Genomic DNA, 26,012 nt, shown 5'->3' with positions numbered 1-26,012 from the left:
ATCGATACGACGAAATCAATAGAAGCCTTCGAAATAGCAAAAAAGCTTATGCCTGGTGGGGTAAATAGCCCAGTGAGAGCATTTCAATCAGTTGGGATGGAGCCAATTTTTATGAGTCACGGGAAAGGCTCAAAGGTATATGATATTGATGGCAATAGCTATATAGATTATGTTCTATCTTGGGGGCCATTAATTCATGGACATGCAGATAAGGAGGTTTCAGAAGCACTTCTTGAAGCCATCAATAGAGGGACAAGTTTTGGATTGCCAACTTTACAAGAAAATAAGCTAGCAACATTAGTATGTACTCGCATACCTTCCATAGAGAAGATTCGAATGGTTAATTCGGGTACAGAAGCGACAATGAGCGCCATTAGACTAGCTAGAGGCTTTACAGGCAAAGACATCATTGTGAAATTTGATGGAAACTATCATGGGCACAGTGATCATCTATTAGTAAAGGCAGGCTCAGGTATTGCCACATTCAGCCTTCCTGATAGTCTTGGTGTGCCTTTAGAGATCACTAAGCATACAATCTCCATTCCTTATAATAATATCGAAGTCCTGAAAACGATATTTGATAAATATGGCTCACAAATTGCAGCAGTCATCGTAGAACCGTTTGCAGGCAATATGGCGGGAATACCAGCTAACCCTGAATTTCTTCAAGCAATACGGTCCTTCACTACAAAGTATGGTGGCCTATTTATACTCGATGAGGTCATGACTGGTTTTCGTATAGATTATCACTCTGCTCAAGGGCTTTATAACATAAAACCAGACTTAACATGTTTAGGTAAGATCATTGGTGGAGGGATGCCTGTTGGGGCATATGGTGGAAAAAAAGAAATCATGAATCACATTGCACCTGAAGGTAGTATTTATCAGGCTGGAACCTTATCGGGTAATCCAATCGCTATGGTAGCGGGGTATACCACAATCAATAAATTAAATCATAACAGTTATACGTATATCGAAGCGTTAGCAGATCGGCTTATTCAAGGCCTATCAAAAGTAGCTCATAACAATCATATTCCACTTAAAACAACGAAAGCCGGGACAATGATTGGCTACGCATTCATCGATCATCCCTTACAAAATTTTGATGATGCTCAAAAAATAGATGCTGAGATGTTTCGCCGTTTTTATAAAGAAATGCTTAAACAGGGTATACTTCTACCTCCTTCTCAATATGAAAGCATATTTATCTCGACTGCTCATTCCATACATGATATTGATAGAACGATTCATGCTGCAGATGTAGCCTTTAAAAGGATGCTATCATGTAATTAGATGATGCAAAGTGGATTACAAACATCCTATATCTATAAAATGATCGAATTGATAGTATAATAATTATTGACTGTACAAAACTATTAATTTTTCACATATTTTAACAATCTCTATTCTAACTGGAAGTGAATTGAATGTTACAAGTTAACCGAGACGATAAAAATCCTATATGGCAACAGTTACTTGACCAAGCTATTCATCATATTACAACAGGCAAATGGCCACCAGGGGAGTTACTTCCTCCATCCCGAGAACTCGCCTTATTAGTAGGTGTTTCACGCTCAACCATACAAATTGTTTATGAGGAATTATTTAGTCGAGGGTATACCGTGACAAATTGGCGTGGAGGAACAAGAGTAAGTGAATGGGGATTTAAAACCAACTTGGCAGAAGAGGTGATTCCTCAAGGACCATCTACGCCAACATTACCTTTATTAAACGTGGCAGTTGATGAATTAAACAGTTGGTTTAGAGGCAAAGAAAATGGAAACGTCGCAATCGATTTTTGTCCCCATGAGCCGTATTTGGACGAGCATTTCCGAAAAACTTGGCGACAATCGTTTTTACAGGCTTCAGCAGAAACAGATCTGACCAATTGGGGCTATGGCGATGCCTACGGTTTCACACCGCTCCGTGAACAGATTCAACGTTACCTGACATTTGAAAGAGGTGTGCATGTAGAGATTGACCAAATCATCTTAACCTCTGGCGCACAGCATAGTATCGATCTGATTGCCCAAGCCCTTCTTAAGGAAGGAGAAACGGTTTCTGTGGAAGATCCAGGCTTTCCTGCAGCCTGGATGACCATGAAATATCGGCGTATGAATGTTGTTGCTGTACCCGTGGATGAGTATGGCGTACAAGTAGAGCAGATTGATCCACAAACCAAGCTTATTTTTGTTACACCTTCTCACCAATGTGCGGTTGGTGTCATAATGTCTGAGCCACGCAAACAACAATTGCTGCAAAAATCCGCGAAAAATCAATTCTGGATTGTAGAAGATGATTATGATGGTGAGTTCAGGTATCGAGGTGGCCCGCTTCCTACCTTGTTTAGCCAACAACCTCACAACACATTATATATGATGAGTTTTTCTAAAATGGTTGCTCCTGGCATACGAATATCGGCTGTTATCGGCCCAAAAGATGCCATTCGCCAGCTTGCGCAAGTACAACAATTAACCTATCGGCATCTTCCCATTATGGAGCAATTAACGCTTGCTCATTTTATTGAGCACGGTCATTTTATGCGTCATATGAGGAGAGCCAGAAATGTCTATCGACGTAGACATGAAGCGATGACAAAGGCAATCATGGTGACAGGACTAGCCGAACGTTTCAAGCTAAGTGGCATTGAAACGGGTTTGCATATGCTTCTTGAGGCGGAAGAATCGTTTGATGAAGAAGCAATGACGAACCTCGCACTCGAAAATGGGATACGTGTTTATCCACTGAGCAAGTATTGCTTAGAAAATACTCGAAAAGGATGGGTACTAGGCTTTGCTAAAATTGATGAGCAAGCCATTGAGGAAGGCATTTTTCGTCTTGCAAAGATTCTCTTGCAAGAAACATAATCATTAGCTGGGCAATAAGGGAATTGGGGGTTGCGATACTATGCCATACATTCATGAGTTTGGAATCATTGCTTGTATAGAAAAAGACAAGGAATATGCTGCTTATGAACCTGAAAAATACAATTGCATCGGTGTAGATGGTGACCTCTTTGATGAACTGCTTTCTAAGGATTTTGGCAAAAAAATACATCACCTCGAAACTTTTGCACACAACACAAATAGGCCATTTAAAAGTCTCGCCTATTGGGGGATAACCTTGATACCACCGAGCTCCCATAAACAATTTTTAAATATGGTGAGTGAAGCCAATGTCGAGTACCAATCTGCAGAACTTGAAGAATTAATCAAAAAAATAGCTGAAGCAATAAAACAAGATAAATGGATGATTCATTATGGTGTTTAATGTTTACCAATACATACAGCTAAGGGGAAGAGGCGATTGTTCAATTAGAGCAATCGCTTCTTATTATTAATGGGGAGATGTGTTGAAATGACAGTTCCCTGAAAAGTTTCAAAAATTTTGAACGAAATGCAACAATGTTGAGTCTAATGAGAGAAGGAGGCGAAAAAGGATGAAATTTGAATTAGAGCAGCGTGCTATACGTGGAGATCAAGAAGCGATACTTTCACTGATTGAAATGGATGAGGATATTTTATATCGCATGGCCTTTACATATATGAAAAATGAGCAAGATGCTATGGACGTGATGCAGGAGCTTGTTTACAAGGCACTCAAAAAAATGCATACCGTTCAACAGCACGAATATGCCAGAACATGGCTTGTGCGCGTCTTAATCAATTGCTGTAAAGACCATTTACGAAAACGTCCGCCGACTGTTCAGATTGAGGAACACCACTTATCTGAATGGGTCATCTACTCAGATATGGAGAGATTATTGGAACATTTATCTTTGTCAGAGCAGCAACTCGTCTATATGAAGTATTTCCAGCAATTAAAAAATAAAGAAATTGCTGAGCTCAATCAAATTCCTGAGGGTACTGTGAAATCGAAGCTTCATCACATTTTAAAGAAGCTTAGAAGCTTTGCTAGAGAGAAGGAGGACTGGCTATGAGTAAACCATTAATTGACGTTCCAAAGGAGAAACTGCAACAAGTTCGCATGGACATGTTTCGAAAGGTTCAACGAGAAAAAAGAAGAAAGAAGCGCATTGTTTCGGTTGCATGCATCTCCATGCTTTGCCTAAGCCTTCTCTTTTCAATTCGCGTCTCGCCAACGATTGCTAGCCAAGTAGCCAAAATACCCGGCTTTCAAGCAATTGTAACAGCGATTGCAATAGATAAAGGAATAAAAGATATTGTAGACCATGAATACTATGAAGAAATCAATGTGACGCAATCTAGAAAAGGTCTAGCACTTACATTGCAGGGCGTGATTGCCGACAATTTAGGATTTGTCCTGTTCTATGACGCTGATGCCTCATTTGATATTTCAAAATTAAACTTAGAGAAAGTTCAATTGTTTCAAGGAGCTGAGGAGATTGAATGCGGCTGTACGTTTACCATGAATGCTAGCAATCAAACATACATCTCTTCATCTGTGAAATATAGTTTTTTAAAGCCTATCGCCTATACTTCCAAGGATTTTAAAGCAGTCTTTCACTTTCAGGATGAAGAGAAAGGTAACATTGTAATATCTTTACCGTTTTCACTGAAAAACGAGATCGCAAAGGAGAAAATTTTTACTGCAAATCGTACGATCGATGTCAATGGGCAGAAATTTACGATTACACAAATTCGTCGTTCGCCATTAAAAGTGGCACTCGATATTGAGGTAGCCAAAGATAATACAATGCAACTATTAGCGCTAGATGATGTTGCCATCATGACAGAAAACGGTGAACGTAGAGAAAGTATTAGAAATGACAGTTCAACAGGCGGGAATATTCGCGATGGCAAATTTACGCTCTATTTGCAAAGTAATTATTTCGATGATCCAGCGTCATTGACGGTTATGATTGGCGCCATTCAAGCTGTGCCAAAGGGTGAGGATTTTATCGAAGTTGATTTTGGCACCAAAGAGATACTCACAAAGCCTACTTATTTTAAGGGGGACATTTCAATAGTGCAGCAAAGTGTAGCAGTTAAGATGAAAAAAAATAATGAAGGCAAATTATTAATGCTCTCTGACGCCATAAAAGAAGATGGCACGCCATTAGAATTCAAAAGTTTGACCATTTCTCGAGACGAGCAGTATGTAGTGGAGACATCACAATTTGAAGAATATAATGGAAAAGCTAAGCTATATTTAAACTATTACCCTAATCCGATTGGGGAAAATATTGAAGTAAACATTCCATTGCAATAAAATGCAGCAGCTGTTCAAAAAGACGTACCTTTTTGAATAGCTGTTTTGCTATTTTGACTGCAAGGGTTGGGGGCTTCTTTTTTGAACAACTTGATAGATGATAGATTAAAGAGGCACTTGATTTAGTCAAAACAGGGGTAACGATATGTTTAGATTCGAAGCGGTTATCTTTTCTAGAATTTACATAGCTAGCTCTTTTTTCTTTTTGAACTTACAATGGTTGTAGAGCGATGATGGTATAATTTAAGTAAACTTACTTTAAACGGAGGTGGAAAATGGACTCTTTAGAATTAAACAAATCAAAATATACGGTCTCTAATATCAAAGACATTTTGCAGAATAAGCTTATTCTTGCAAAACCGTTGACTAAAGATGACATCAAAGAATTAAACCTAGTCAATCCCCCTGTATACAATAAAGAAAAGTATCTTATTCAGGAACAGTGGTTATACAGCATGAATATTGGGGAATGGGAGGATGTAGAGATTATTATCCAAGGAAATAATGAAAATCCTGAGGTGAGAATAATCGAACTAGCAGAAAGAATTTTCGATGAACTCCATTTACATATAAGCCGCGCATTGGCGTATTTACATAAGTTTTTTCCTAATCAAGAAATAAACAGTTATTATTTATCCACAATAAGCTTTGGAAATATGGCTAACTTTGATAGTTATATCTTTTCAGGCTTTAGTTTAGCTTTTATTTATGAGGGTCACTTTGAGTTTCAGTATAAAGTGAAATTTAAAGAAAATGGTTGGCCTATTGGTTTTGAGGGTGGACCACTTTAATTCAAGGGGGAAGAAATAGTTATCCCATGACAAAATCGTTTTGAAAAGAGGGAGTTGAATGGAAGGTTTTTTCTTCATACTGATAGGCTTTTTAATTGTTGTTGCAAATGTGATTGGGTTTGTATTCTACAAAAAAAAGAAAAATCTATATAATGCTGCTTTTATCATTTTACTACTGGCAGGTGTATTTGGTGGACTAGGAAGTGTATTAGCACTAATTATTATTCGTGATCCCTTTGCGTTATTCTATGGATTGAACATTGCCTATTACTTACTCATTAATAGTTTGATTGTATTTATTCTGGCGATTTTAGTTACGATCATTAAAAAATATACTAGTAGTAGAACCATATAATTAACTATCGTGGTGCGTGAGCATTAGTTGTTTATGAACGAATTACTATTAAAAACGTTAGGGGGGACGCTATGCATAACTTGTCAGGAAAGGTTATTCTTATCACAGGTGCAAGCTCTGGGATTGGATTTGCCACGGCTGAGCTAGTGGCAAAACACGGGGCTAAAGTAATTATCAATTATCATACAAATGTGGAAGGTGCCAACGAAGCTGTCCAACGAATTCAAGAACAAGGTGGAGACGCCATTGCTATTCAAGCTAATATTGTGAATAAAGAAGAAGTGAACGCAATGATTGAGCAGGCTATTTCTACATTCGGCACGATTGATGTTTTAGTGAATAACGCTGGAGGCGGCATCCGTCAAAGTACTTTTATGGAGATGAGTGAAGAGCTATGGGAAGAAACATTCAAGCTAAATGTCAATAGTGTGCTCTTATGCTCTCAAGCTGTATTAAGACATATGATTCCGAAGAAATGCGGAAAAATTATTAATGTCTCTTCTGCAGCAGCACGTATTGGTGGGGCAGGGGAAAGTATTCATTATGCATCTGCTAAGGGAGCTATCAATACAATGACGATTGGTATGTCCAGAGAATTAATTGAATATGGAATTATCGTGAACGGGGTAGCGCCTGGAATGGTCGAAACACCCTTTCACGGAAAATTTGCTCCTGGTGACAATCGGCTAGAACGGATGGCTTCCGCTGTACCAATTAAACGAGCTGCAGCGCCTAAAGAGATAGCAGAAGTAATTGCCTTCCTTTCTTCTGATGCCTCAAATTACATCCTTGGAGAAATTATACATGTGAGTGGCGGTAGATAAATAAAAAATAGGCAAATTATTATTGTTTTCGTCTATTATACTAACAGTCGTAAATTTCGGATTCTAAACAAGCTCCACCTTAGATGTCCTTAAATTTGGGGGCAAAAAAGGTAGGACTTGTTTCGTTTATTTTATTAAATCCGACACTACTTGAACAATTAAGAACAAAAAAATGATTGGTAAAATAATTTGAATCCATTTTGTTTGGATATACGGAACGATCTTTAAACCTAAGAAAGAGCCAGCAATAGAGCCAAGTGACACAGGGATAGCAATTCCCCAATTAACAATGCCAGTAAAGTAATAAAAGAGAAAAGCACCTGTACAGCTTGATAACGAGAGCATTCTCGTTAACTCGACTGCTTTTAAATAATGGTATTGTTTTTTCAAGAAATAGGTTATATTCATTAGAGCTGAGCCTGGTCCAAAACCACCGTCATATATGGAAATTGCAAATGGAATAAGCTTGTTCAAGGGTTGTTCCTCTGTTTCTTTTACATCTTTGACAATCCATTTATTACTGCAAAGGACAATCAGAAATGCAAAAATTAAGCTTATACAAGCGACGACATTCATGATTTGTTCTGATAAGAGGATTGCGAATAATGCCCCAAATACACCACCTATACTAGCAACAAACATGAAAGAAAAATACTTTTTTACAGATAAATGTCCTTTTATGACAAATGAAACAACATTTGATAGGGCTGATAAGCCTGTCGCAAATTTATTAACGGCAACGGTTGTATGAATTGGAATGCCGACGAGTAACAATGAAGGCATCAAAATAAAGCCTGCTGCACCAAAAAGAACGCCTATTATGGCTGCGAGTAAACCAATTGTAAATAAAATAACTCCTTTTACTGTTAACCATTCATGTAGTAAAATTTCCATTCAATCACCTCAATACTTAAATTACTGGTAAACTATACATAAAACAAATATATAATTATTGCTTATTCATAAATATTATTTATGGATAGAAAGGTTGGAATGGAATGAATTTACATGCATTGAGGATCTTTACGAATGTAGCCAAGCTTGGGGGAATTACTGCAGCGGCGAATAGTATGCTACTAAGTCAACCTGCTGTTACCATACAAATTCGAAAATTAGAGAATGAAATAGGGGCAAAATTGATTGAAGGTAAAGGGCGTGGAATTCAATTAACGCCAGAGGGGAAGTTTTTATACGAGCAAGGCATGCGTTTATTTTACTTAGAAGCACAAATCGATGAGAAGCTTGGTAAGTTTTTAGCAAAGGAAGACAAAATACATATTGCGTCCTCTTACATCCCTATTAATTATATACTTCCGCCTATCATAGCTAAATACAAGCTTGCGCATCCTCAAATTGAATTTTTTGTATCGTTAGGCAATGTTCAATCTGTGGAGGAGCAAGTTCTGAATTATGAAGTAGATTTTGGCTTTGTCGTTCAAAGTAAAATTGGTCATGAAGATTTACAATTTGAAAAGGTATTGAATATCCCGTTTTGGTTTATAGTCCATCCTTCACATCCTCTAGCAAATCAAACGGTCTCCATCTATGAATTATCGAACGAGGACTTTATTTATCGGGAACGTGGTAGCTCGACACTCGATTTATTGGAGTCCATTTTTTACACATTTAATGCGCCATTACCTAAATTAGGGCTTCAAATGCAGGGCTTACACGAATCCATAAAAGTAGTGGAAGCGGGGTACGGCATGACTTTAGCTCCGTCCTATAGTGTAGATGAAAGTATAGCAAACGGGAAACTTGCTCAAGTGTATGTTGAGCAGGCAGCTATTCAGCAAAGTTTATTTATTTGCTCTCGAAAAACCGATCTCATGGAGCAACCATTTTTGCAATACTTAAAAACGCATTTAAATGCATTGAACTAACCACTTTATTTGGCATAAATAAGACTTCTCTAAATTTAAGTGAATAATTTAGAGAAGTTTATTTTATGATGATAATTAACACAGAAAATTCAGAAAAATAGTATTATAAAAGTATTTTTCCTTCTATTGAAACAACTGCTGCTCCTGCTACTTCAATAACAGCATTCTCCTCATCAGGTGTGATCGTGACATAAAGAGTCCCAGGTCTATTAATCGTATGTCCTTGCCCAATTACTAAGTGATGTTTTTGTTGTTGAGCTAGTATATTTTCTAGATATAAATAACCACCTAATGCACCGTTTGCTGCCCCTGTAACTGGATCTTCATCGATCCCTATATTTGGGCAAAAATCTCTTGTATAAATATCAAATTCCCCATTGGTGTCAAAGGTAAAGAGGTGAGTGGTTGATATGTTAAAATGATTGTTCATCTTTTTAAGCTCATTTAATTTAGGTTCTGCTTGATCAATTGCTTGACGTGTTTTAACGGGAACCATAAGATGTGGGACCCCTGTGTTCGCTATTTTTATCGGGTATCGATCATCAATGTCCGTTTCCTCTAAACCCACAAGGTCCGCAACGACTTCAGGGCTAATGTCTATACTTTTTACATGGGGACGTACTTGAGTCATGGACACGCTCTTTAAGTGATTGTTTTCCGTAATCCATTTTACAGGAATTAGTCCAATGTTTGATTCAAAGATTATTTTCTCGTCCTTATCAATCCAATTGTACTTATTAGCCATTAACCATGCTGTACCTAACGTAGCGTGACCGCAAAAGTCAACTTCTTTTGTAGGAGTAAAATATTTTATTTGATAATCTGCATTTACATTTGTTGATGGTAAAAGAAAGGCCGTTTCCGAAAGGTTTAATTCATTGGCTATGTTTAGCATTTCCTCATCTGTTAAATTTTCAGCATGAGGTATGACGCCAGCTGGATTTCCTCCAAACGTTTCTGTGGTGAATGCATCAACATAAAAAAACTCTACCACTTTTTTCATTGCTATCTCCTCCTTCATTCTAAGATTATTGTAGTATGATAGAATTGATAAGTAAAATTCATGTTTTTAATCTTAAACATGAGGAAGTCGAATGGAAAGTTAAATCTTATACGGAGGTTATCTTGTGAACCTTTTGCAAATAGAAATATTCGTCAAAGTAGTGGATATTGGTAATTTCACAAAAGCAGGAGAAATATTGGCGATGACACAATCGGGCATAAGCCATAATATCGCTTCATTAGAGTCAGAACTCGGTATTAAACTTTTGAATAGAGGAAGAAATGGCATCTCATTAACAGATAGTGGTGAACGTATTATCAACAATATGAGAAATATCTTATCCGAAGCAGAAAGCATTAAACAAGAAGCGGCTTCTATTTTAGGAATACAAAACGGAAAAATAAATATTGGCAGCTTTTCAAGTTTCGCTTCAAAAGTGTTGCCAACGATCATATCACGGTTTAAAGGAGAGTTTAAGGGAATTGAAATCGATTTTTATGAGGGGAGCTATGACCAAATTACACGTTGGGTAGAAGAGGGGAAAGTGGATATAGGTTTTACATCTTTAAGTAACCCTATGGATCATTTTGAGGCTACTACCATAGTAAGAGATAGATTAGTAGCAATCGTACCGATTCATCATCATCTTGCCATAAATGAACAAGTAAAAGCGGGAGAACTTCAAGGGGAGGTTTTTATTATGCCTCAGCTAGGATGTGAAGTGAGTGTTAAGAAGTTTTTACAGGAACAAGAGGTATCCCCAAACATAGAGTTTAATGTGGAAGAAAATCAAACAATCATTGCAATGGTGCGTGAAGGATTAGGCATTACAATCATACCAGAACTAGCTTTACCCTATAATTTAGCAGGTACCATTGTAAAACCTCTCTTACCCGAACCTTTCCGAGAAATAAGCATTATTACTCGCTCAAAGAAGCAACCCCTTCCCGTTGTCAAAGAGTTTATAAAAACAACCATGGATTGTATTAAAGAATTACAGCTATAAGAATTCTGTGTCCATTGCGATTGTTCATCATCATTGTGCTTTTGTAGAAGCATAAAACATACCTACGTAAGAGCATGTTTTGGTTCATTTTTTCAAAACATGCTCAAATCAAGGTGATGATATTTAGTAAAGAACACGCCATAAATAGAAGGTAGCGTAGGATTCCCAGTTTTTCCATGGTATCGAGAGCGCTAAAATTTCCTCTTTCGTAGGCTTTTGGTTCATATTACGTAATGTTTTTATTGAATTAATCAGACCTACATCATCGATTGGAAAAGCCGTCTGAAACCGTAGGCAGCGCATTAGCACGTAATTGGCTGTCCAAGGTCCGATTCCTCGTATTTTGATTAAGCTTTTTTCTGCCTCTTTAAAATTCATTTTCATTAATTGTTCCTTCGATAATTCTCCGCATGCCATTAATCTTGCAATGCCAATGATATATTCACTTTTTTTAACCGTCATTTTAATAGCTGCTAGGTCAGTAGGTTCTAACTGTGCAATTCGTTCGTATGGAGGGAATACCCAATACTTTTTACCATTCCATTCGATAGAATCGCCAAAGCTTTCTACAAATTGTCTCTTTAAAGAGTAGGCAAAGGCAAGGTTGATTTGTTGCCCTAAAACGCCCCAGCATAACGCTTCAAATAAATCGGGAATGCCGATAACTCGTAATCCATAGAATTTTTGGGCAGGTATTTTAAGTAATGGATCTGTATTTGCCATTTCATAAAATGGCGTTAAATCGTTATCAAGATCAAACCATTCAATTATATATGTTGCAATTTTTTCCCGCTCCCTCTTTTCAATAGGCCTAGAACCATTTAGGAATTGAACAACCATTTGTTGATTATCGATTACGCTTATCTGTACTAAAGACTGCATTTCTCCAATGGCTATCACTTTTGTGATGATATTGTTCTCTATTTCATACAGGCATTCATTTTTTTCTCTTGTTAAATAGCCTAGATTTGCATTCATATCAAAATTTGCTGGTAAGGTAATGATCATCACATCGTCAACGTCATGCCATATCACTTTTTCATTCTCCTTTTCAACTACACAGTTTGTTAGTTTACTTTATCATAAAAGTAGCTTTACTCATTTTGTTATCTTGCTATTCCATTCTAAACGCCTTATTTTTTTCTATTGATGAGGTTATAGTGTTAGTTATTAAGAAGGCTAAGGAGGGAATAAAAATGGTCCAAGATATTCAAACACGTGTTGGCAGCTTGGAGTGGGATTCCATTCAACATGAACTAGATAAGCAAGGATTTGCAAAGCTTCCAGTAATCTTAACAAAAGAGGAATGTGAATTCTTAATAGGGTTGTATAGTACGGAAGAGCCATATAGAACGACCATTAATATGACGAGGTATCGCTTTGGGGAGGGGGAATACAAATATTTTTCCTATCCATTGCCTGAAATTATCCAAAGTTTAAGAGAGTCCTTTTATCAAGAATTGGCCAAAACAGCTAATCGATGGTTAGGTTATTTAAAGAAAACAGCGCAGTTTCCAGCTCAGCTTCAAGATTTTTTGAACACTTGTAAAGAATATGAACAAACTAGACCGACACCTTTACTCTTAAAGTATGAAACAGGTGGCTTTAATTGTTTGCATCAAGATTTATATGGCGATGTGTTTTTCCCGTTTCAAGTAGTATTTGTATTAAATCAACGCGAACAAGACTTTTTTGGTGGAGAATCACTCCTAGTGGAACAAATTCCACGTGCTCAGAGTAGGGGACATGTCATTACGTTAGATCAAGGCAGTGCGCTCATCTTTCCTACAAACCATAGACCTGTTCTAGGGAAAAGGGGATATTATAAACATACGGTTCGTCATGGAGTAAGTACGATTACTGCTGGAGAACGATACGGTCTTGGCATCATTTTTCACGATTCTAAATAAAAAAACTTCAATATCTTGCTATTCCATATCTAGAATTGTACATTGTGAATTTTTAGGGAGTATATTGTAAGGAGAGGTGAGATAAATGCTGGATCCTATGAATGATGAAAATGATATTTTTAATAATGTAGAAATGATGACAGATGAAAAATGGCAAGCCATTATCACGAATGATACAGCGTACAACAATCAATTTTTTTATGCTGTCAAGTCAACAGGGATATTCTGTAAACCATCCTGTAAGTCTCGCGTTCCGAAAAAAGAGAATGTATGTATTTTTGCAACCGCAGAACAAGCACTCCACGCAAATTTTCGCCCTTGTAAACGTTGCAAGCCTACTAATGAAAATTTGCCTGATAGCGAGTGGGTTGATATTATCACAGCATACATTGATCAAAATTTCGCTGAAAAATTAACGCTCGAATCATTAGCAATGATTTGTCATGGGAGTCCCTATCATATGCATCGAACATTTAAAAAGATTAAAGGCTTGACGCCCATTGAGTATATACAACAAGTTCGCGTACACGCGGCTAAAAAGTATTTGATTGAGACGAATAAAGCAATAGGCGATATTGCCCTATGTGTGGGTATGGCGAATGCACCCTATTTTATTACTTTATTTAAAAAGAAAACAGGTCAGACCCCAGCGCAATTTCGTCAAATGAGAAAAATGGAGGAAATGAATGATGGAAATAAAAAATAAACCAACCCTTTTTTGGTCTTTACTCAAGTTTGAGGATTGGCATTTTTATATTGCTGCTACCTCCAAGGGCCTTGTGTTTGTTGGTTCACAGAACAAACCAATCGAGGAAATGTTTGAATGGGCGAAGAAACGCTTTCCAGGAAGTCCTTTTGTTGAAGATGAGGAAAAGCTTGAACCCTATGTCAATGAAATCATTCAGTATTTAGCAGGAAAGAGGCAAACCTTTACTATCCCATTAGAGTACGTAGGTACGCCATTTCAGCTAGCAGTCTGGCAAGCACTTTGTGAAATTCCTTATGGGCAGACGAAATCCTATTCAGACATTGCCCATGCTATCAATAAACCAGCAGCTGTTCGTGCTGTTGGAGCGGCTATTGGGGCTAACCCAGTGTTACTTACTGTACCGTGCCATCGTGTAACAGGAAAGAATGGCTCTTTAACAGGCTATCGGGGCGGATTAGCAATGAAGAAATTGCTCTTGGAACTTGAAAAGCGAGGTTCATCTAGCAATGCGTAATACTTGCTTTACATGGAATGGAGGTTTCGTATGAAAAGCGAATTATTCTATAAGTATCCAAAAACCATTTTGAATAAAGGAACTGGCTTTCTTTCTGGCTATACGCATTCGCTCAATCCTTATACAGGCTGTTCATTTGGATGTTCTTATTGCTATGTACGTCAAATGCCTGTATCTCTTTTTCGAGAAGGGGAATGGGGTAGTTGGGTCGATGTTAAAAACGGTGCGGCGAATGTATTAAAAAAGGAGCTTCATCGTGCCAAAGCCAAAGGGCCTGTAACCATTTTTATGTCCTCAAGTACAGACCCGTATCAGCCAATAGAGCATAAGGAAAAAGTGACGCGATCTTTACTAGAAGTTATGCTAGAGGATCCCCCTGATTTCTTATTTGTACAGACGAGAAGTCCACTTGTCAGTCGAGATATTGATTTGCTGCGACAATTTAAAGAAAAAGTGCGGGTAAGTATGACAATTGAGACAGATTCGGAAACGATACGTAAACATTTTACGCCAATGGCACCTCCAATCCAAGCGCGTTTTAAGACATTGGAAAAATTAGCAGCTGCGGACATACCGACCCAAGTTGCTATCGCTCCCATTTTACCAAGTGGAGAATATTTTCCTTTGAAATTGAAGCAACTCGTCGATCGGATATGTATAGATGACTACTTCATGGGAGATGGCAGTGGTGGAAAACGCACAAGAAAACTTGAGATTGAGAAAAAATATGACCAACTTGGTTTAGAAGAATGGTATGGACCAGATGTAATAAAAAAAGTATACAACCGATTTATTGAAATCTTTCCAGAAAATCATGTTTATATAAGTCAGGCTGGGTTTGAGCCGTAAAATGCTGTAATAGATGGATTATAAAAATAGCCCCAATACCCATCTTTACTGAAGTGAGTATTAGGGTTTCTTCACATGATAGTATGATTAACGTTTGTTTTCATTTTGAATTTGACTGAAATCTACTTCTTCAGCAAACTCTTCTCTGTTTTTACGCTCATTGTTAGCATTTTGATTTTGATTCTGCTGTTTTTTGTTGTCTTGCGTTTTATTATTTTTATGTTTATTATTTCCCATTTTCATCTCACCTCCACCATTAGTGTGAGTGGAAGATGTTTTTTTATCCGTAGAACTTACATTTAATTCTTCAAGTAATGTGCTTTACTTTATTAAGGAGTACAGTATGAATGAAAATTATCCAAATTTAATTCTACGGTTCAAACTAGGGTAGGAAGTAATTGATAATGATAGCAGGTGGTTTATAAAAGGGCTATCACGCTGTTTGAATTACGACATTGACAAGACGAGAAAATAATTATTGTAGTCGATTAAAAATTGAAGCATACAGGAATGTCTTATATTTTTCCAGAAGATGTGAGGAAATACAAACTACATAGGTTTAGTCTTGAATGTAAAATATTTGATTTAAAGTATATTGCATTGCTAAAGTCGTATGCAATCAGGATTTAGGAATCCAACCAAGTATTTTTCATAAGATCTATTTTTTACATTATGCTTAAGGAGGCATCGTAGTGAACCAACACAAAATAATTATTACGCAATATACCCACCAATACGCTGAACAAACAGTTGCTATGTGGCGAGATAGTAAGGAACAGGCGATTGGTCAAAAAGAAATTCATACCTTTGAAAGTCATGTATATTTCTTAAATCATCTATTAGCTGAGCAGTTTCACATCGATTTAGCGTTAATGGATGAAAAAGTAGTTGGCATGATTGCCTATAACGAAGAAGAAATAAGCCAACTATATATTCATATTGACTATCAAGGGATGGGCATAGGTCATACATTACTAGATAAAGTAAAAGCACAATCTTAACTTTATACACATTTGAGGTTAATGAAAATGCCCAACGATTTTATGAAAAACATGGATTTAAAATCATAGGGAGAGGACATGAAAATGAAGAAAATTTAGCTGATATTCAATATGAATGGATAGCCAAATAAAAAATTTCACTAACGAGCTACTAAAAAGCGTTGTACATTTTGTATATACGCTTTTTTGTTTTTGATAAGATCTAAAAATGATGAAGAGGCAAACAATTTCCTTAACAGCTAAGATCACTCGAATGAGTAGTAGTCGAGCTTAGTTGCTTTTAATGCTCTTAAGAAGTTAATCAGTATCATCTGGTATAATAGAAAATAGATTTTTTTAGAACGGAGTAATTGATATGAATGGAGCGCAAAAAGCATTTTTTGAAGAAAAGGAGTGTTCACTTGGCGTTTATCTAAATGATGTGCAAAAGCAGGCCGTATTGCAAACGAATGGACCGCTGCTACTATTGGCATCTCCTGGTTCAGGAAAAACGACGACGATTATTATGCGTATTGGCTATATGATCGAGGCGCTTGGTGTCAAGCCTGCTCGCATAAAGGCTGTTACGTTTAGTAAGGCATCAGCAAATGATATGAAGGCACGTTTTGCAAAGTTTTTTCCGCATTTGCCACCAGTTGATTTTTCGACGATTCATAGTTTAGCATTTCAAGTTGTGCGGCAGACACTTGAACGTCAGGGCATTTCGTACGGGGTTATCGAAGAAGCGGACGGGCCTGGTGTAATGTCAAAAAAACGAGTGCTTCGTGAGATTTTTGAACAATTAAATGGCTCCAAAATTACGGAAGATCAGTTAGACGAGCTACTGACGTACATAACGTTCATCAAAAATAAAATGCTGCCAGAACAGGAATGGGCAATTGCAGAAGTAAAGGTGCCAAGAAAAGTCGAGATTTTACAGCATTATGAGGAATATAAGCGTACAGCTAGTGACCGATTGCTCATTGATTTTGACGATATGCTGTTAATGGCGAATGATATTTTTACGAAAAATCGAGAGGTGTTGGCGCAATTTCAACGTCGATACGATTTTTATTTAACGGATGAAAGTCAGGATACATCGCCTGTTCAACATGCGATCATCGAGAAGCTTGTCGCTGTCCATCAAAATTTATGCGTCGTTGCCGATGAGGATCAGGCCATTTATAGCTGGCGCGGTGCAGAGCCAGATTATTTGTTGAATTTCCAAAAGATTTATCCAGAGGCACGTGTTTTACTAATGACACAAAATTATCGTTCATCTGCCTCGATTGTAGAGCCAGCCAATCTTTTCATTCAGCGAAATAAAAAACGATATAACAAACAAATGTTTACGCAAAATCCTGCAGCAGAGCCAATCTCGTTTAAAATCCTAGAGAATTACAGCTTACAGGCCAAATATGTAGTGAATCAGTTAAAAAGCTTGTCTAAGCGTGGCTCAACGGCTGTTTTATATCGAAATAATACGTCAGCCATTCCTCTTATGGACGCATTAGACAGAGCGGGCTTGCCTTTCTATATGAAAGATTCCACCATTCGCTTTTTTACGCATTGGGTTGTGGAGGATATAATGAACTTCATGCGTCTAGCGTACAATACAAAAAATATCTCGATATTTGAAAAAGTTTACAGAAAAATGAATGCTTATATTACACCAACGCAATTAAAGGCACTGCAGAAAGTACCGGAGGATGGCTGTGTATTCTCACTATTACTAGAGCATGTGGAATTAAAGGATTATCAGCCTGAATATATTAAGCGAATTCGCAAAACGTATGATAGCATTCAATTTGATCAAACAACACCAACAGCCATGCTAGAGCATATCCGTTATGACTTTGGTTATGAGCGTGCCTTAAAGAAAATGAGCGAGGACCTCGGTTTTAATTATGAAAATTTACTAGATATTGTGGATGTACTTGGACTAATTGCTCGCCATACGTCGACGATGACTGAATTTGCGGGTCGTTTGAAGTACCTTGAAAATTTAGCACGTACATCTCATCTGAAAAATGAAATGAATGCCATTACATTAACAACCTTACACAGTTCAAAGGGCTTGGAATTTGATCGTGTGTATTTGATTGACTTAATTGATGGGATTTTACCTACTGAGACGGAAGAAGCAATAGAGGAAGAAACAAGACTCTTTTATGTCGGTATCACACGTGCAATTCGCCATTTGGAATTAATTTCGTACAGCAAGCGCTTTAAAGCAAGTGTGGTGCCATCAATATTTATGAAGGCGTTAAAGCAAATCGTTTCTCCTCAGGAATTACCAAAGAAAGCGTCGAAAAGTCCGAGGAAAGCATTAAAGCAATACCGTAATAACAGGACAATTACAACGGAGTCAGCGTTAATCGTTGGCTCAAAGGTGAAGCATGTGATGTTTGGAGAGGGAAAAATTTTGGAGGTCACAAGTAGCACGATCAAATTGTCATTTGATGCAGGGATAAAGCAGTTTATGACGGATACATGTTTACAGCAAGGCTATTTAGAAGCGGTGGAAGATTAATGCAGCGTATTCGAGATTTTTTCGAATACGCTTTTTATAGTGTGCAAAATAATAGCTAAACTTCTTTTTTTCTCTTTCTATAGGATAAATATTCTATAAATCTCTTTGCTGCAAGTGACAGCGATTTTTGCTCTCTCATCGCAATCCCAATAGTTCGAAAAGCAGGGATCTCAAGCTCTTTCGCGTTAATTTGGTACGGAATGCGTTCTAAAATCAGTTCAGGTAATATACTGATTCCCAACCCGTTTTCCACCATTGACATAATGGCATAGTCGTCCCATGTTGTAAAAGAAATGTGCGGCGAGATATTGTGCTTCTCAAAAATTTCGGAGATTTCAGCTTTTGCGCCTTTTTCTAAAAGCATGAACGGACTGGTCAATAGTTCACTTATAGGAAATTTATCGCAATCAGCAAGAGGATGATCCTGATGAATGACTACCAACAAACGGTCTTGCTCTACAAAGATTGTTTCCATTTTAGCTTTTGTTGGTAGTCGCAAAAATCCAAAGTCGACCCTACCTTCGATAATCCAGCTTTCGATTTCGGTGTAATCTCCTAAGAGTAACTCGAAATCAATCCCTGGATAATCCTGCTTAAAGAATTTGATCATATAAGGTAGCCAATGTGTTGCTACACTAGAAAATGTACCAATTCGGATGATTCCTGATTGGATATCATGTAAGTCTTCGATCTGCATCATTAACATTTCATGCTCATTACATATACGTTGTAATTGGGGCAGTAACTTTAAGCCATCGGATGTTAAACTGATTCCGGCACGACCCCGTTCAAAAAGGGAAATTCCCCATTCTGATTCTAAATCGTTGATCATACGGCTGATACCAGACTGTGTATAGTTTAATGCATCGGCAGCACTTGTAAAGCTCCCATATTCTACTGCTTTGACAAAGGCCATATATTTTTGGATATTCATTGCGCTATCCCCCTTGCATGCTATTTTGTTATGTTTAGCATGACAAACATTCAATTTTGTAATACATATAAGTATGCTATGCTATTCCCATTACAAAAGCAAGTTGAAAGGGAGTGGAAGGAAAGGACGGAAAAAACACCTAATAGTTCCTATTAAATTGCGGTAGGTTAGGGGAGTAGACCATGAAATCTAAATTTCAATTTATCGTATCAATGATTATTTTTGGCACAATCGGTTTAGTTGTGCGTTACATTGATTTAGCGGCGAGTGAAAGAGCTTTACTAAGTAGTTTACTAGGATGCTTATTTTTATTCTTCATTTTCTCCATAATGAAGAAAAAAATATCCTGGAATTTAGTGAAATCGAATGCTTTATTTTTGTTTCTCTCAGGCGTTGCATTGGGAGGAAACTGGATTTTTCTCTATCAATCCTACGACCACACATCACTTGCCAATGCCACACTAGGATATTACTTTGCACCAGTATTTGTAATGATTCTTTCACCTGTTGTACTTAGGGAACAATTATCCATAAAGAAAATAATATGCATTGTCATTGCAATTATCGGTATGATAATGATTGTAGGAGAAGGGGTGAGTGCAACGGAATCAGATGGTTTCCTTGGACTTATCTTTGGATTGATGGCAGCTGCGTTTTATGCGGCATTGTTACTTTTAAACAAATTTATTAAAGAGATGGACAAGCTAGAGCTGACCATTATTCAACTTGGAACAACTGCATTATTACTGCTGCCGTATGTTTTTTTGACAGAAGGCTTGGGGATTTTTGGATTATCAAGCGCATCTATTCCTTTTATTTTAATTTTAGGTATCGTTAATACAGGGATTGGATTTTGGTTGTTTTTCTCGGGAATGGAAAAATTGAAAGGGCAGAGTATTGCGATGCTAAGTTATGTCGATCCTTTTGTAGCAATATTGATTTCTGCAATGATATTGCAAGAGCAAATGACCCTAGTGCAAATTATCGGAGGGGTATTTTTATTAGGTTCTACATTTGTTAGCGAAATTCGATCTTTTAACTTTTCAAAACAACTCATGAAAAAACAAATAGAGTAACAATTTATCACGGGAGACTTAAATCGATAGTACATGGTATTTAACATTTATAGGGTTGTTCAATTACTAAGACAACAATCAGCCAATTCAAGTTGGCTGATTGTTGTTTTTTAAACTCTTAATAAGATGCTTGAGCTTCTTAATGAGTTTCTCCAAAACGTTAACTGCTAGTGCAGCTATGCCCTTAATGATTAGCTAAGAGAGTTTAAGAACTTCAATATATCTATACATACCCTTTAACATAACAGATTCATCTCTTATAATTCTGAGCCTTTGATCATTTTGTTTAAACAGCTCCTCAAAACTTCTACCAATATCTGTTCCTAACATACTTATAAATGGCCTTACCAATTTTTTTGTTAGCGTTAGTTTTTGATTTTTAGGAGCAAATTTATCAAAGATAAGAATTCTACCATCCTTCTTTAAAACTCTTATCATCTCTTCAAAGCATTTATTTTCATTAGGAACCACAGAAAGTATTAAACTAGCTACAATATAGTCAAATGATTCATCTGCAAAAGACATTTTTTGAGCATCCATTTCTAAAAAATTGATAGAAGAGTGCTCGAATTTATGTTGAGCTTTCGCTAGCATATCAGGAGAATAATCAATGGCAGTTATATCATAATCAACATAGTTGATTAATTCTAAATCAGCCCCAGTACCAATTCCTACATAGAGGATTTTTTGTTTACGCTGAAAAGGCACTTCTTGAAAAATCCTCTTTCTAGTCTTTAAAAAAGTACCTGTATTAAAAAATTTATCGTAAAAGGAAGAGCCAATTTTATAGATAATTTTGTTCCACGTATTATTCAATGCTACATCCAGCCTTTCTACAGAGCGTATGAACTTCTAAAATCCTGTGTCCCCTCCGAAAATAGGAGTGACCCACGCAATAATCTTTGTCATCATGTCAAAATATAATAAAATCCCATTAAAATCAATAATCATAAATGGATTTTTTGGAAGAAACGTAATTTGAGACAGCTTAAGAAAGGAAATTGAAAAAACCAGTACATTAATAAGTATGTATAATAAGCCTTTATCAGGGTTTGTTAGCCCTAAAGCCATTATTACAAGTGTCCAGCCAGTTGCGAAACCTGTCCCAAATTTAATCTAATATTCCTTTTCAGACAGTAAAAAATCTAACTTGAGGATGCCTACGTTTATTAGCTGAAGAGAGACCCATATTTTTTAAAATTTTGACAGACATATTAGGTAGTGCTAGTATGTTTGACACACATATTAGTGATATCGAATATGATCATATCAAAACATATTAGCTAAGTCTAATATGAATTGGAGGAGATTTTGTGACAGAAAAAAATATTGACTTAAAAATTAAACTAATTCATGGATTTTCAAACAAGGTAAGACTTCAAATTTTAGAGTGTATCAAAGAGAAAGAGAAGACAGTATCTCAAATCGTCGAGGAATTAAAGGGGAATCAGTCTAATATCTCTCAACACTTAGCCTGTTTAAAAGGGTGTGGCATTATTGTTGGTCGTAATGAAGGAAAATATTGCTACTATAGTTTGAGAAATGAGCGTATTCGCGAACTTCTTGGAATGTTTGATACGGTTTTAGAAGATGTTCATTCTGATGTTGCGTGCTGTGCAAACCACGTAGATTAAATATATATATAAATAAAAGCAGATTCCATAATATATAGGGAAGGATGCAGGAGATTTGAAATTATGAGGAAATAGGTGTTCCGTAACTATATGAATGAGCTAGTACAGAAAAAATCAAAGATAGAGGAACATCTTTACTAATACGGTTAGTGGTCGTAAAGGTTTGATTAAAGTTAGCCCAAAGTAGAAAACTACCTGATCTGAATAGAAATTATAAAAGGGTTACTGAGATAATGTAACCCTTATTGAGGGAGGTCGTGACGGTCAACCAACGCCACCACCGTATAAGTGCGTGCGATACACTCAATATAAATTTGTGCAAATAAAGGCTAATTATACATAAAAAAAAGCAGCGTCGTCACACGCTACAGTAATTTAATGAACATGTTAGGTGATTCATAAAAGAGTTTAACAAAGATTATGAATGGAACCATGCTATAAAGATACAGAAGATAACTTGGATCCAAAAGGTTGTGAAGATTATTTTTTCGTCAAACTCAAATTCTGACACTTGTATGTTTTTGGTAAATTTTAGTAATATTTATTTTTACTTAATATGTGAGCTAATAATAATAAGTGTTATACCCGTAAATAAGCAAACGATTCTTGTCACAGGTATTTTATCTGCTAGTCCAAATAATGCAATTGCTGTCGTTACGATTAAAACTGTTGGACCAACCAAAGCAAGCATTGTATTAATATAAAATGCTTTTTCTAGATTATTTAACTTTAGCATCAACAATCCAGCACTTACTTCAATACTCCCAGACAATACACGTAAAATAACCATAGCAAGAACCGACTTTTCAATAATTGTCATCATCCTATCTTTATAGAAAATTTAATATAATTCCATCATGAATAGAATAATAGATTTTTGTTTTAATGAAATACTAAAATCAATATATGTATGATTCGTATCTAATATTCTTGTTAGATTATGCTTTAATCCTTAGACTAGGAATATAATTAAAGATTTTTTCCAATGTTTAGAATTAGCATAATAAATGAGCTGTGTTTCTATAGTTGAAACACGGCTCATTTTTATTTTTAATCCCTATTTAGATAAATGCTCAATTCGAAAGCTATCAAAAAAATTCTAATTTTTATATCACGCTGCATATGCATATATTCTCCATATTTATAGTCTATACTTTATTTTCAAATGGACTATAGAAAGGTTGAGTGAGCGTATTTGTTAGAGCAATTAAATTTACTTCTTGCATTTGGTGCTGGATTATTATCATTTGTATCACCTTGTTCATTACCATTGTATCCAGCTTTTCTATCTTATGTAACAGGAATATCCTTTAATGAACTAAAAGAAGAAAAAGGGATTTTGAGACGAAAATCTCTGATACATACCCTGCTTTTTTTACTTGGTTTTTCTATTATTTTTATGGCATTAGGTTTTTCAACTTCTTTTATCGGACAGATTTTTATTCAGTATAAAGAGTTCCTAAGACAAATTGGAGCAATTATCATGGTCTTTTTTGGATTAGTTATTCTAGGTTTTTTTAAAATCGATATTTTACAATCTGAAAAAAAGATTCATTTTAAAAAAAGGCCCAAAGGATATTTTGGTTCCGTACTTATTGGTATGGGTTTTGCAGCTGGATGGACACCTTGTACTGGACCAATTCTTGCAGGAGTAATAGCTTTAGGCGTGTCTGATCCTGGGAAGGGTATGTTGTACATGCTATTTTATGTGCTAGGTTTCTCTATACCTTTCCTAATAATGTCTTTATTTATCGGAAAAATGAAGTTTCTTCAAAGAAAAAATGGACTATTTATGAAAATAGGTGGTGCAATAATGATTGTGATGGGGGTTTTATTATACTTTGATATGATGACTAAAATTATTGCGTTTTTAACACCGATTTTTGGAGGATTTACTGGTTTCTAGTTATAAGAGAGGAAGGGGCCTAACTTCATTATGGATAAAAAAAAGAGAAGATTTCTTATGCGTTCAATTATATTAATTATATTATTTGGGGCAATATTCTTCACAGTCTATACAACTTTAACGCAAGATAAAAATGAAGTATTAAAAATAGGGGATGATGCTCCAAATTTTACTCTAGTTGATATGCATGGTGAGAAACATAATTTGGAGGAATACAAAGGACAAGGCGTCTTTTTAAACTTTTGGGGTACTTGGTGCAAACCTTGCGAAAGAGAATTTCCAATTATAGATAGATATTATAATGATTATAAAGAAAAGGGTATACAGGTATTAGCTATAAATATAGCAGAATCCGACTTCGTGGTTCAAAATTATATTGACCGAAAAGGTCTAACTTTCCCGGTTTTAATAGATAAAAATAAAAGTGTAATGGAAGCATATAATATCAATCCATTACCAACGACTATTCTTATTAATTCTGAGGGGAAAATAGAAAAAATAATCACTGGAGAAATGAAAGAACAAGATATAAAGAATTATATGGAACTAATTCTACCAGACTAAAAAATGATTCTTAATATCACTAAAGTCAATTTTGGGTAATTCAAAAATTGTTACATTGCATGTGCAGCGAAGAGAAAATGAAGGAGATGGAAGAGGAATCAATTCCGCAGAGGAAACAACTGTGTATATGGTTAACTACACTTCTACTTCTGGTGTAAAAGTAACAATTCATAAATGGCTAAAGTGATGATCTACTCCGTAAAAATTAAATACTCAGAGATGTTCGACGAGTCAAATCAATTTTGACAAATGGAACATCTTTTTTTTATGAAGAAATTCTAAAAATCCATTTTAATTTTAATCCATAATTTCTCCATAATTATTCGTTATATTCATTTTGAATCATGTAATAATAACGGGAGGAGGTATGGGGCATTAGAAAGTGGGGAATTATTTTCACTTTAGGATTATTAGCAGTTATTTTAGAGGGTTGTACAAATAAAAATACAAACTTGAATACCATAACAGTGTTAACCGTTGAATTTTTTAGTGGAGATCCACTTAATGATCTATATGTGGTGTTACTTAATGAAGAAGGGAAAGAAAAGATTCAACAATTAGTTTGAATAAAGGTGAGGCTCAATTTAATAATTTGCAACCGAATGAAACCTATACAGTAAAAGTAGGGAATCCAAACAATTTTACAACAGGAATGTATTTAACAGAGAAAAAATTTACGTATACGTCATCTACACAATCCATATTAGTGCAAACATATGCAGTAAATCATAATAAAGGATTTGGAGTTCCTGTAATTCTACAAAATCCTGAATTACCAAATGGGTGTGAAATAACTACTCTTACAGCAGTACTTAATTACTATGGAGCAGAAACATCTAAATTAGAAATGGATCAAAATTATTTACCTAAACAATCGTTTGAATACAAAATGAAAAAAAAGTATGGGCCAAATCCTAATCAAGCATATGGCGGCGAGCCAAGCAATCTAGAAACGGGTACATATGTTTTTGCAGAACCAATTGTCAAAGCAGCTAATAATTTTATCACCGAGAGAAAGTTAGATTTACATGCAAAAAATAGTAGTGGAAGTACAATAAAAGAAATAACAAATTATATTAGACAGGGAATACTAGTTATTATATGGGTAACATTGGACCTCTCACCACCAAAGGTTAAAGGGGGATGGATTATGGAAGAAGCAGGTGAGTACCATCAAATGTATCAAAATTTACATACAATGGTACTATTATCTGTGGGAAATACGACTGTGGAAGTAATGGATCCACGTAAGGGATTGATAACATTGGATAAGGGAGCATTTTTTAATAGCTATGAAGCATTAGGCGAACAGGCAGTTGTTGTTTATTAACAATAGTTCATTATATGC

28 protein-coding genes and 1 pseudogene are annotated in these 26,012 nt (G+C 36.0%); 22 read left to right on the top strand and 7 right to left on the bottom strand.

Going from position 1 to position 26,012, the window contains the following annotated elements:
* The 8 genes from hemL (at position 1) to NYE73_RS13290 (ending at position 7,163) form a co-directional block, all read left to right on the top strand.
* The gene (gene hemL, locus NYE73_RS13325; protein WP_259950434.1) at positions 1-1,293 is read left to right on the top strand and encodes a glutamate-1-semialdehyde 2,1-aminomutase; all 1,293 of its coding nucleotides are present in this window, start codon (positions 1-3) and stop codon (positions 1,291-1,293) included.
* A 134-nt stretch (positions 1,294-1,427) separates the two neighbouring features.
* Positions 1,428-2,867 carry a MocR-like pyridoxine biosynthesis transcription factor PdxR gene (pdxR, locus tag NYE73_RS13320; protein WP_259950209.1) on the top strand — a complete coding sequence of 480 codons (1,440 nt, stop codon included), beginning with the start codon at positions 1,428-1,430 and terminating at the stop codon, positions 2,865-2,867.
* A 40-nt stretch (positions 2,868-2,907) separates the two neighbouring features.
* Positions 2,908-3,270, top strand: coding sequence for a hypothetical protein (locus NYE73_RS13315; RefSeq protein WP_036079224.1), 363 nt, complete (start codon positions 2,908-2,910; stop codon positions 3,268-3,270).
* Positions 3,271-3,439: 169 nt separating this feature from the next.
* Positions 3,440-3,940 (top strand): sigma-70 family RNA polymerase sigma factor, encoded by a 501-nt coding sequence (locus tag NYE73_RS13310; RefSeq protein WP_115673645.1) that lies wholly within the window; start codon positions 3,440-3,442, stop codon positions 3,938-3,940.
* On the top strand, positions 3,937-5,193 hold the full coding sequence (locus tag NYE73_RS13305; RefSeq protein ID WP_054550221.1) for a DUF4179 domain-containing protein: 1,257 nt from the start codon (positions 3,937-3,939) through the stop codon (positions 5,191-5,193). Before NYE73_RS13310 ends, NYE73_RS13305 begins: the two co-directional genes overlap by 4 nt.
* Before the next feature lie 275 nt (positions 5,194-5,468).
* The gene (locus NYE73_RS13300) at positions 5,469-5,984 is read left to right on the top strand and encodes a hypothetical protein (RefSeq protein WP_054550220.1); all 516 of its coding nucleotides are present in this window, start codon (positions 5,469-5,471) and stop codon (positions 5,982-5,984) included.
* 58 nt (positions 5,985-6,042) lie between these two features.
* A complete protein-coding gene (locus NYE73_RS13295) occupies positions 6,043-6,339 on the top strand; it encodes a hypothetical protein (RefSeq protein WP_048393027.1) in 297 nt (98 codons plus the stop codon).
* Positions 6,340-6,410: 71 nt separating this feature from the next.
* Positions 6,411-7,163, top strand: a complete 753-nt coding sequence (locus NYE73_RS13290) for an SDR family NAD(P)-dependent oxidoreductase (protein ID WP_259950202.1) — start codon at positions 6,411-6,413, stop codon at positions 7,161-7,163.
* Between the two features lie 126 nt (positions 7,164-7,289).
* Here the strand turns inward: NYE73_RS13290 and NYE73_RS13285 are convergent, their stop codons facing one another.
* On the bottom strand, positions 7,290-8,057 hold the full coding sequence (locus NYE73_RS13285; RefSeq protein WP_259419469.1) for a sulfite exporter TauE/SafE family protein: 768 nt from the start codon (positions 8,055-8,057) through the stop codon (positions 7,290-7,292).
* Between the two features lie 104 nt (positions 8,058-8,161).
* Here NYE73_RS13285 and NYE73_RS13280 point away from each other — a divergent pair, with 104 nt between their 5' ends.
* Positions 8,162-9,046: a LysR family transcriptional regulator gene (locus NYE73_RS13280; protein WP_112118593.1), complete on the top strand. Its 885-nt coding sequence runs from the start codon at positions 8,162-8,164 to the stop codon at positions 9,044-9,046.
* Between the two features lie 103 nt (positions 9,047-9,149).
* Here NYE73_RS13280 and NYE73_RS13275 read toward each other — a convergent pair whose 3' ends face one another.
* Positions 9,150-10,049, bottom strand: coding sequence for a PhzF family phenazine biosynthesis protein (locus NYE73_RS13275; protein ID WP_259950201.1), 900 nt, complete (start codon positions 10,047-10,049; stop codon positions 9,150-9,152).
* 124 nt (positions 10,050-10,173) lie between these two features.
* On the opposite strand from NYE73_RS13275, the gene NYE73_RS13270 reads away from it, so the two are divergent.
* Positions 10,174-11,055, top strand: a complete 882-nt coding sequence (locus tag NYE73_RS13270) for a LysR family transcriptional regulator (protein ID WP_259950200.1) — start codon at positions 10,174-10,176, stop codon at positions 11,053-11,055.
* 123 nt (positions 11,056-11,178) lie between these two features.
* On the opposite strand, the gene NYE73_RS13265 is transcribed toward NYE73_RS13270, so the two are convergent.
* On the bottom strand, positions 11,179-12,090 hold the full coding sequence (locus NYE73_RS13265) for a DNA glycosylase (RefSeq protein ID WP_054550214.1): 912 nt from the start codon (positions 12,088-12,090) through the stop codon (positions 11,179-11,181).
* A gap of 161 nt (positions 12,091-12,251) precedes the next feature.
* Here NYE73_RS13265 and NYE73_RS13260 point away from each other — a divergent pair, with 161 nt between their 5' ends.
* The 4 genes from NYE73_RS13260 (at position 12,252) to NYE73_RS13245 (ending at position 15,037) form a co-directional block, all read left to right on the top strand.
* Positions 12,252-12,965, top strand: coding sequence for a 2OG-Fe(II) oxygenase (locus tag NYE73_RS13260; RefSeq protein WP_259950199.1), 714 nt, complete (start codon positions 12,252-12,254; stop codon positions 12,963-12,965).
* Positions 12,966-13,050: 85 nt separating this feature from the next.
* Entirely contained in the window at positions 13,051-13,671 is a 621-nt protein-coding gene (locus tag NYE73_RS13255; protein ID WP_259950197.1) for a bifunctional transcriptional activator/DNA repair enzyme AdaA, read from the top strand.
* A complete protein-coding gene (gene adaB, locus NYE73_RS13250; RefSeq protein WP_259950432.1) occupies positions 13,655-14,188 on the top strand; it encodes a methylated-DNA--[protein]-cysteine S-methyltransferase in 534 nt (177 codons plus the stop codon). Before NYE73_RS13255 ends, adaB begins: the two co-directional genes overlap by 17 nt.
* A gap of 30 nt (positions 14,189-14,218) precedes the next feature.
* Positions 14,219-15,037, top strand: coding sequence for an SPL family radical SAM protein (locus NYE73_RS13245; protein WP_259950195.1), 819 nt, complete (start codon positions 14,219-14,221; stop codon positions 15,035-15,037).
* Positions 15,038-15,124: 87 nt separating this feature from the next.
* On the opposite strand, the gene NYE73_RS13240 is transcribed toward NYE73_RS13245, so the two are convergent.
* Positions 15,125-15,274 (bottom strand): hypothetical protein, encoded by a 150-nt coding sequence (locus NYE73_RS13240; protein WP_016992948.1) that lies wholly within the window; start codon positions 15,272-15,274, stop codon positions 15,125-15,127.
* Positions 15,275-15,729: 455 nt separating this feature from the next.
* On the opposite strand from NYE73_RS13240, the pseudogene NYE73_RS13235 reads away from it, so the two are divergent.
* A pseudogene (locus NYE73_RS13235) lies at positions 15,730-16,169 on the top strand (GNAT family N-acetyltransferase).
* 224 nt (positions 16,170-16,393) lie between these two features.
* Complete coding sequence (locus NYE73_RS13230; RefSeq protein ID WP_259950193.1) at positions 16,394-18,550, top strand: ATP-dependent helicase; 2,157 nt, start codon at positions 16,394-16,396, stop codon at positions 18,548-18,550.
* A gap of 55 nt (positions 18,551-18,605) precedes the next feature.
* Here the strand turns inward: NYE73_RS13230 and NYE73_RS13225 are convergent, their stop codons facing one another.
* Positions 18,606-19,484 carry a LysR family transcriptional regulator gene (locus NYE73_RS13225; protein WP_259950192.1) on the bottom strand — a complete coding sequence of 293 codons (879 nt, stop codon included), beginning with the start codon at positions 19,482-19,484 and terminating at the stop codon, positions 18,606-18,608.
* 182 nt (positions 19,485-19,666) lie between these two features.
* On the opposite strand from NYE73_RS13225, the gene NYE73_RS13220 reads away from it, so the two are divergent.
* The gene (locus NYE73_RS13220) at positions 19,667-20,560 is read left to right on the top strand and encodes a DMT family transporter (RefSeq protein WP_259950190.1); all 894 of its coding nucleotides are present in this window, start codon (positions 19,667-19,669) and stop codon (positions 20,558-20,560) included.
* Between the two features lie 195 nt (positions 20,561-20,755).
* On the opposite strand, the gene NYE73_RS13215 is transcribed toward NYE73_RS13220, so the two are convergent.
* Positions 20,756-21,376, bottom strand: a complete 621-nt coding sequence (locus NYE73_RS13215) for a class I SAM-dependent methyltransferase (protein WP_048392989.1) — start codon at positions 21,374-21,376, stop codon at positions 20,756-20,758.
* A 497-nt stretch (positions 21,377-21,873) separates the two neighbouring features.
* Here NYE73_RS13215 and NYE73_RS13210 point away from each other — a divergent pair, with 497 nt between their 5' ends.
* Entirely contained in the window at positions 21,874-22,194 is a 321-nt protein-coding gene (locus NYE73_RS13210; protein WP_259419460.1) for an ArsR/SmtB family transcription factor, read from the top strand.
* 547 nt (positions 22,195-22,741) lie between these two features.
* Here the strand turns inward: NYE73_RS13210 and NYE73_RS13205 are convergent.
* On the bottom strand, positions 22,742-23,017 hold the full coding sequence (locus tag NYE73_RS13205; protein WP_048395961.1) for a YqhV family protein: 276 nt from the start codon (positions 23,015-23,017) through the stop codon (positions 22,742-22,744).
* A gap of 372 nt (positions 23,018-23,389) precedes the next feature.
* Between NYE73_RS13205 and NYE73_RS13200 the strand changes: the two genes are divergently transcribed.
* From NYE73_RS13200 to NYE73_RS13185, 4 genes are all read left to right on the top strand, one after another.
* Positions 23,390-24,100, top strand: a complete 711-nt coding sequence (locus tag NYE73_RS13200) for a cytochrome c biogenesis CcdA family protein (protein ID WP_054550205.1) — start codon at positions 23,390-23,392, stop codon at positions 24,098-24,100.
* Between the two features lie 30 nt (positions 24,101-24,130).
* On the top strand, positions 24,131-24,664 hold the full coding sequence (gene resA / locus NYE73_RS13195) for a thiol-disulfide oxidoreductase ResA (protein WP_115673636.1): 534 nt from the start codon (positions 24,131-24,133) through the stop codon (positions 24,662-24,664).
* Between the two features lie 31 nt (positions 24,665-24,695).
* Entirely contained in the window at positions 24,696-24,851 is a 156-nt protein-coding gene (locus tag NYE73_RS24715) for a DUF1541 domain-containing protein (RefSeq protein WP_375543415.1), read from the top strand.
* 375 nt (positions 24,852-25,226) lie between these two features.
* Positions 25,227-25,994 (top strand): C39 family peptidase, encoded by a 768-nt coding sequence (locus NYE73_RS13185; protein ID WP_259950178.1) that lies wholly within the window; start codon positions 25,227-25,229, stop codon positions 25,992-25,994.
* Positions 25,995-26,012 lie beyond the last annotated feature (18 nt).

Origin of the sequence: Lysinibacillus sp. FSL K6-0102 (assembly GCF_038003545.1) — a bacterium.
GTDB lineage: Bacteria > Bacillota > Bacilli > Bacillales_A > Planococcaceae > Lysinibacillus > Lysinibacillus capsici.
Note: the sequence above shows the minus strand (reverse complement) of the source record. Positions and strands in the feature narration are given on the sequence as shown.

Excerpts from the sequence above, each read along its gene's own strand:
- pdxR (WP_259950209.1), top strand. The coding sequence starts at position 1,428 with ATGTTACAAGTTAACCGAGACGATAAAAATCCTATATGGCAACAGTTA.
- NYE73_RS13315 (WP_036079224.1), top strand. The coding sequence starts at position 2,908 with ATGCCATACATTCATGAGTTTGGAATCATTGCTTGTATAGAAAAAGAC.
- NYE73_RS13310 (WP_115673645.1), top strand. The coding sequence starts at position 3,440 with ATGAAATTTGAATTAGAGCAGCGTGCTATACGTGGAGATCAAGAAGCG.
- NYE73_RS13305 (WP_054550221.1), top strand. The coding sequence starts at position 3,937 with ATGAGTAAACCATTAATTGACGTTCCAAAGGAGAAACTGCAACAAGTT.
- NYE73_RS13300 (WP_054550220.1), top strand. The coding sequence starts at position 5,469 with ATGGACTCTTTAGAATTAAACAAATCAAAATATACGGTCTCTAATATC.
- NYE73_RS13295 (WP_048393027.1), top strand. The coding sequence starts at position 6,043 with ATGGAAGGTTTTTTCTTCATACTGATAGGCTTTTTAATTGTTGTTGCA.
- NYE73_RS13290 (WP_259950202.1), top strand. The coding sequence starts at position 6,411 with ATGCATAACTTGTCAGGAAAGGTTATTCTTATCACAGGTGCAAGCTCT.
- NYE73_RS13285 (WP_259419469.1), bottom strand. The coding sequence starts at position 8,057 with ATGGAAATTTTACTACATGAATGGTTAACAGTAAAAGGAGTTATTTTA.
- NYE73_RS13280 (WP_112118593.1), top strand. The coding sequence starts at position 8,162 with ATGAATTTACATGCATTGAGGATCTTTACGAATGTAGCCAAGCTTGGG.
- NYE73_RS13275 (WP_259950201.1), bottom strand. The coding sequence starts at position 10,049 with ATGAAAAAAGTGGTAGAGTTTTTTTATGTTGATGCATTCACCACAGAA.
- NYE73_RS13260 (WP_259950199.1), top strand. The coding sequence starts at position 12,252 with ATGGTCCAAGATATTCAAACACGTGTTGGCAGCTTGGAGTGGGATTCC.
- NYE73_RS13255 (WP_259950197.1), top strand. The coding sequence starts at position 13,051 with ATGCTGGATCCTATGAATGATGAAAATGATATTTTTAATAATGTAGAA.
- adaB (WP_259950432.1), top strand. The coding sequence starts at position 13,655 with ATGGAAATAAAAAATAAACCAACCCTTTTTTGGTCTTTACTCAAGTTT.
- NYE73_RS13245 (WP_259950195.1), top strand. The coding sequence starts at position 14,219 with ATGAAAAGCGAATTATTCTATAAGTATCCAAAAACCATTTTGAATAAA.
- NYE73_RS13240 (WP_016992948.1), bottom strand. The coding sequence starts at position 15,274 with ATGGGAAATAATAAACATAAAAATAATAAAACGCAAGACAACAAAAAA.
- NYE73_RS13230 (WP_259950193.1), top strand. The coding sequence starts at position 16,394 with ATGAATGGAGCGCAAAAAGCATTTTTTGAAGAAAAGGAGTGTTCACTT.
- NYE73_RS13225 (WP_259950192.1), bottom strand. The coding sequence starts at position 19,484 with ATGAATATCCAAAAATATATGGCCTTTGTCAAAGCAGTAGAATATGGG.
- NYE73_RS13220 (WP_259950190.1), top strand. The coding sequence starts at position 19,667 with ATGAAATCTAAATTTCAATTTATCGTATCAATGATTATTTTTGGCACA.
- NYE73_RS13205 (WP_048395961.1), bottom strand. The coding sequence starts at position 23,017 with ATGATGACAATTATTGAAAAGTCGGTTCTTGCTATGGTTATTTTACGT.
- resA (WP_115673636.1), top strand. The coding sequence starts at position 24,131 with ATGGATAAAAAAAAGAGAAGATTTCTTATGCGTTCAATTATATTAATT.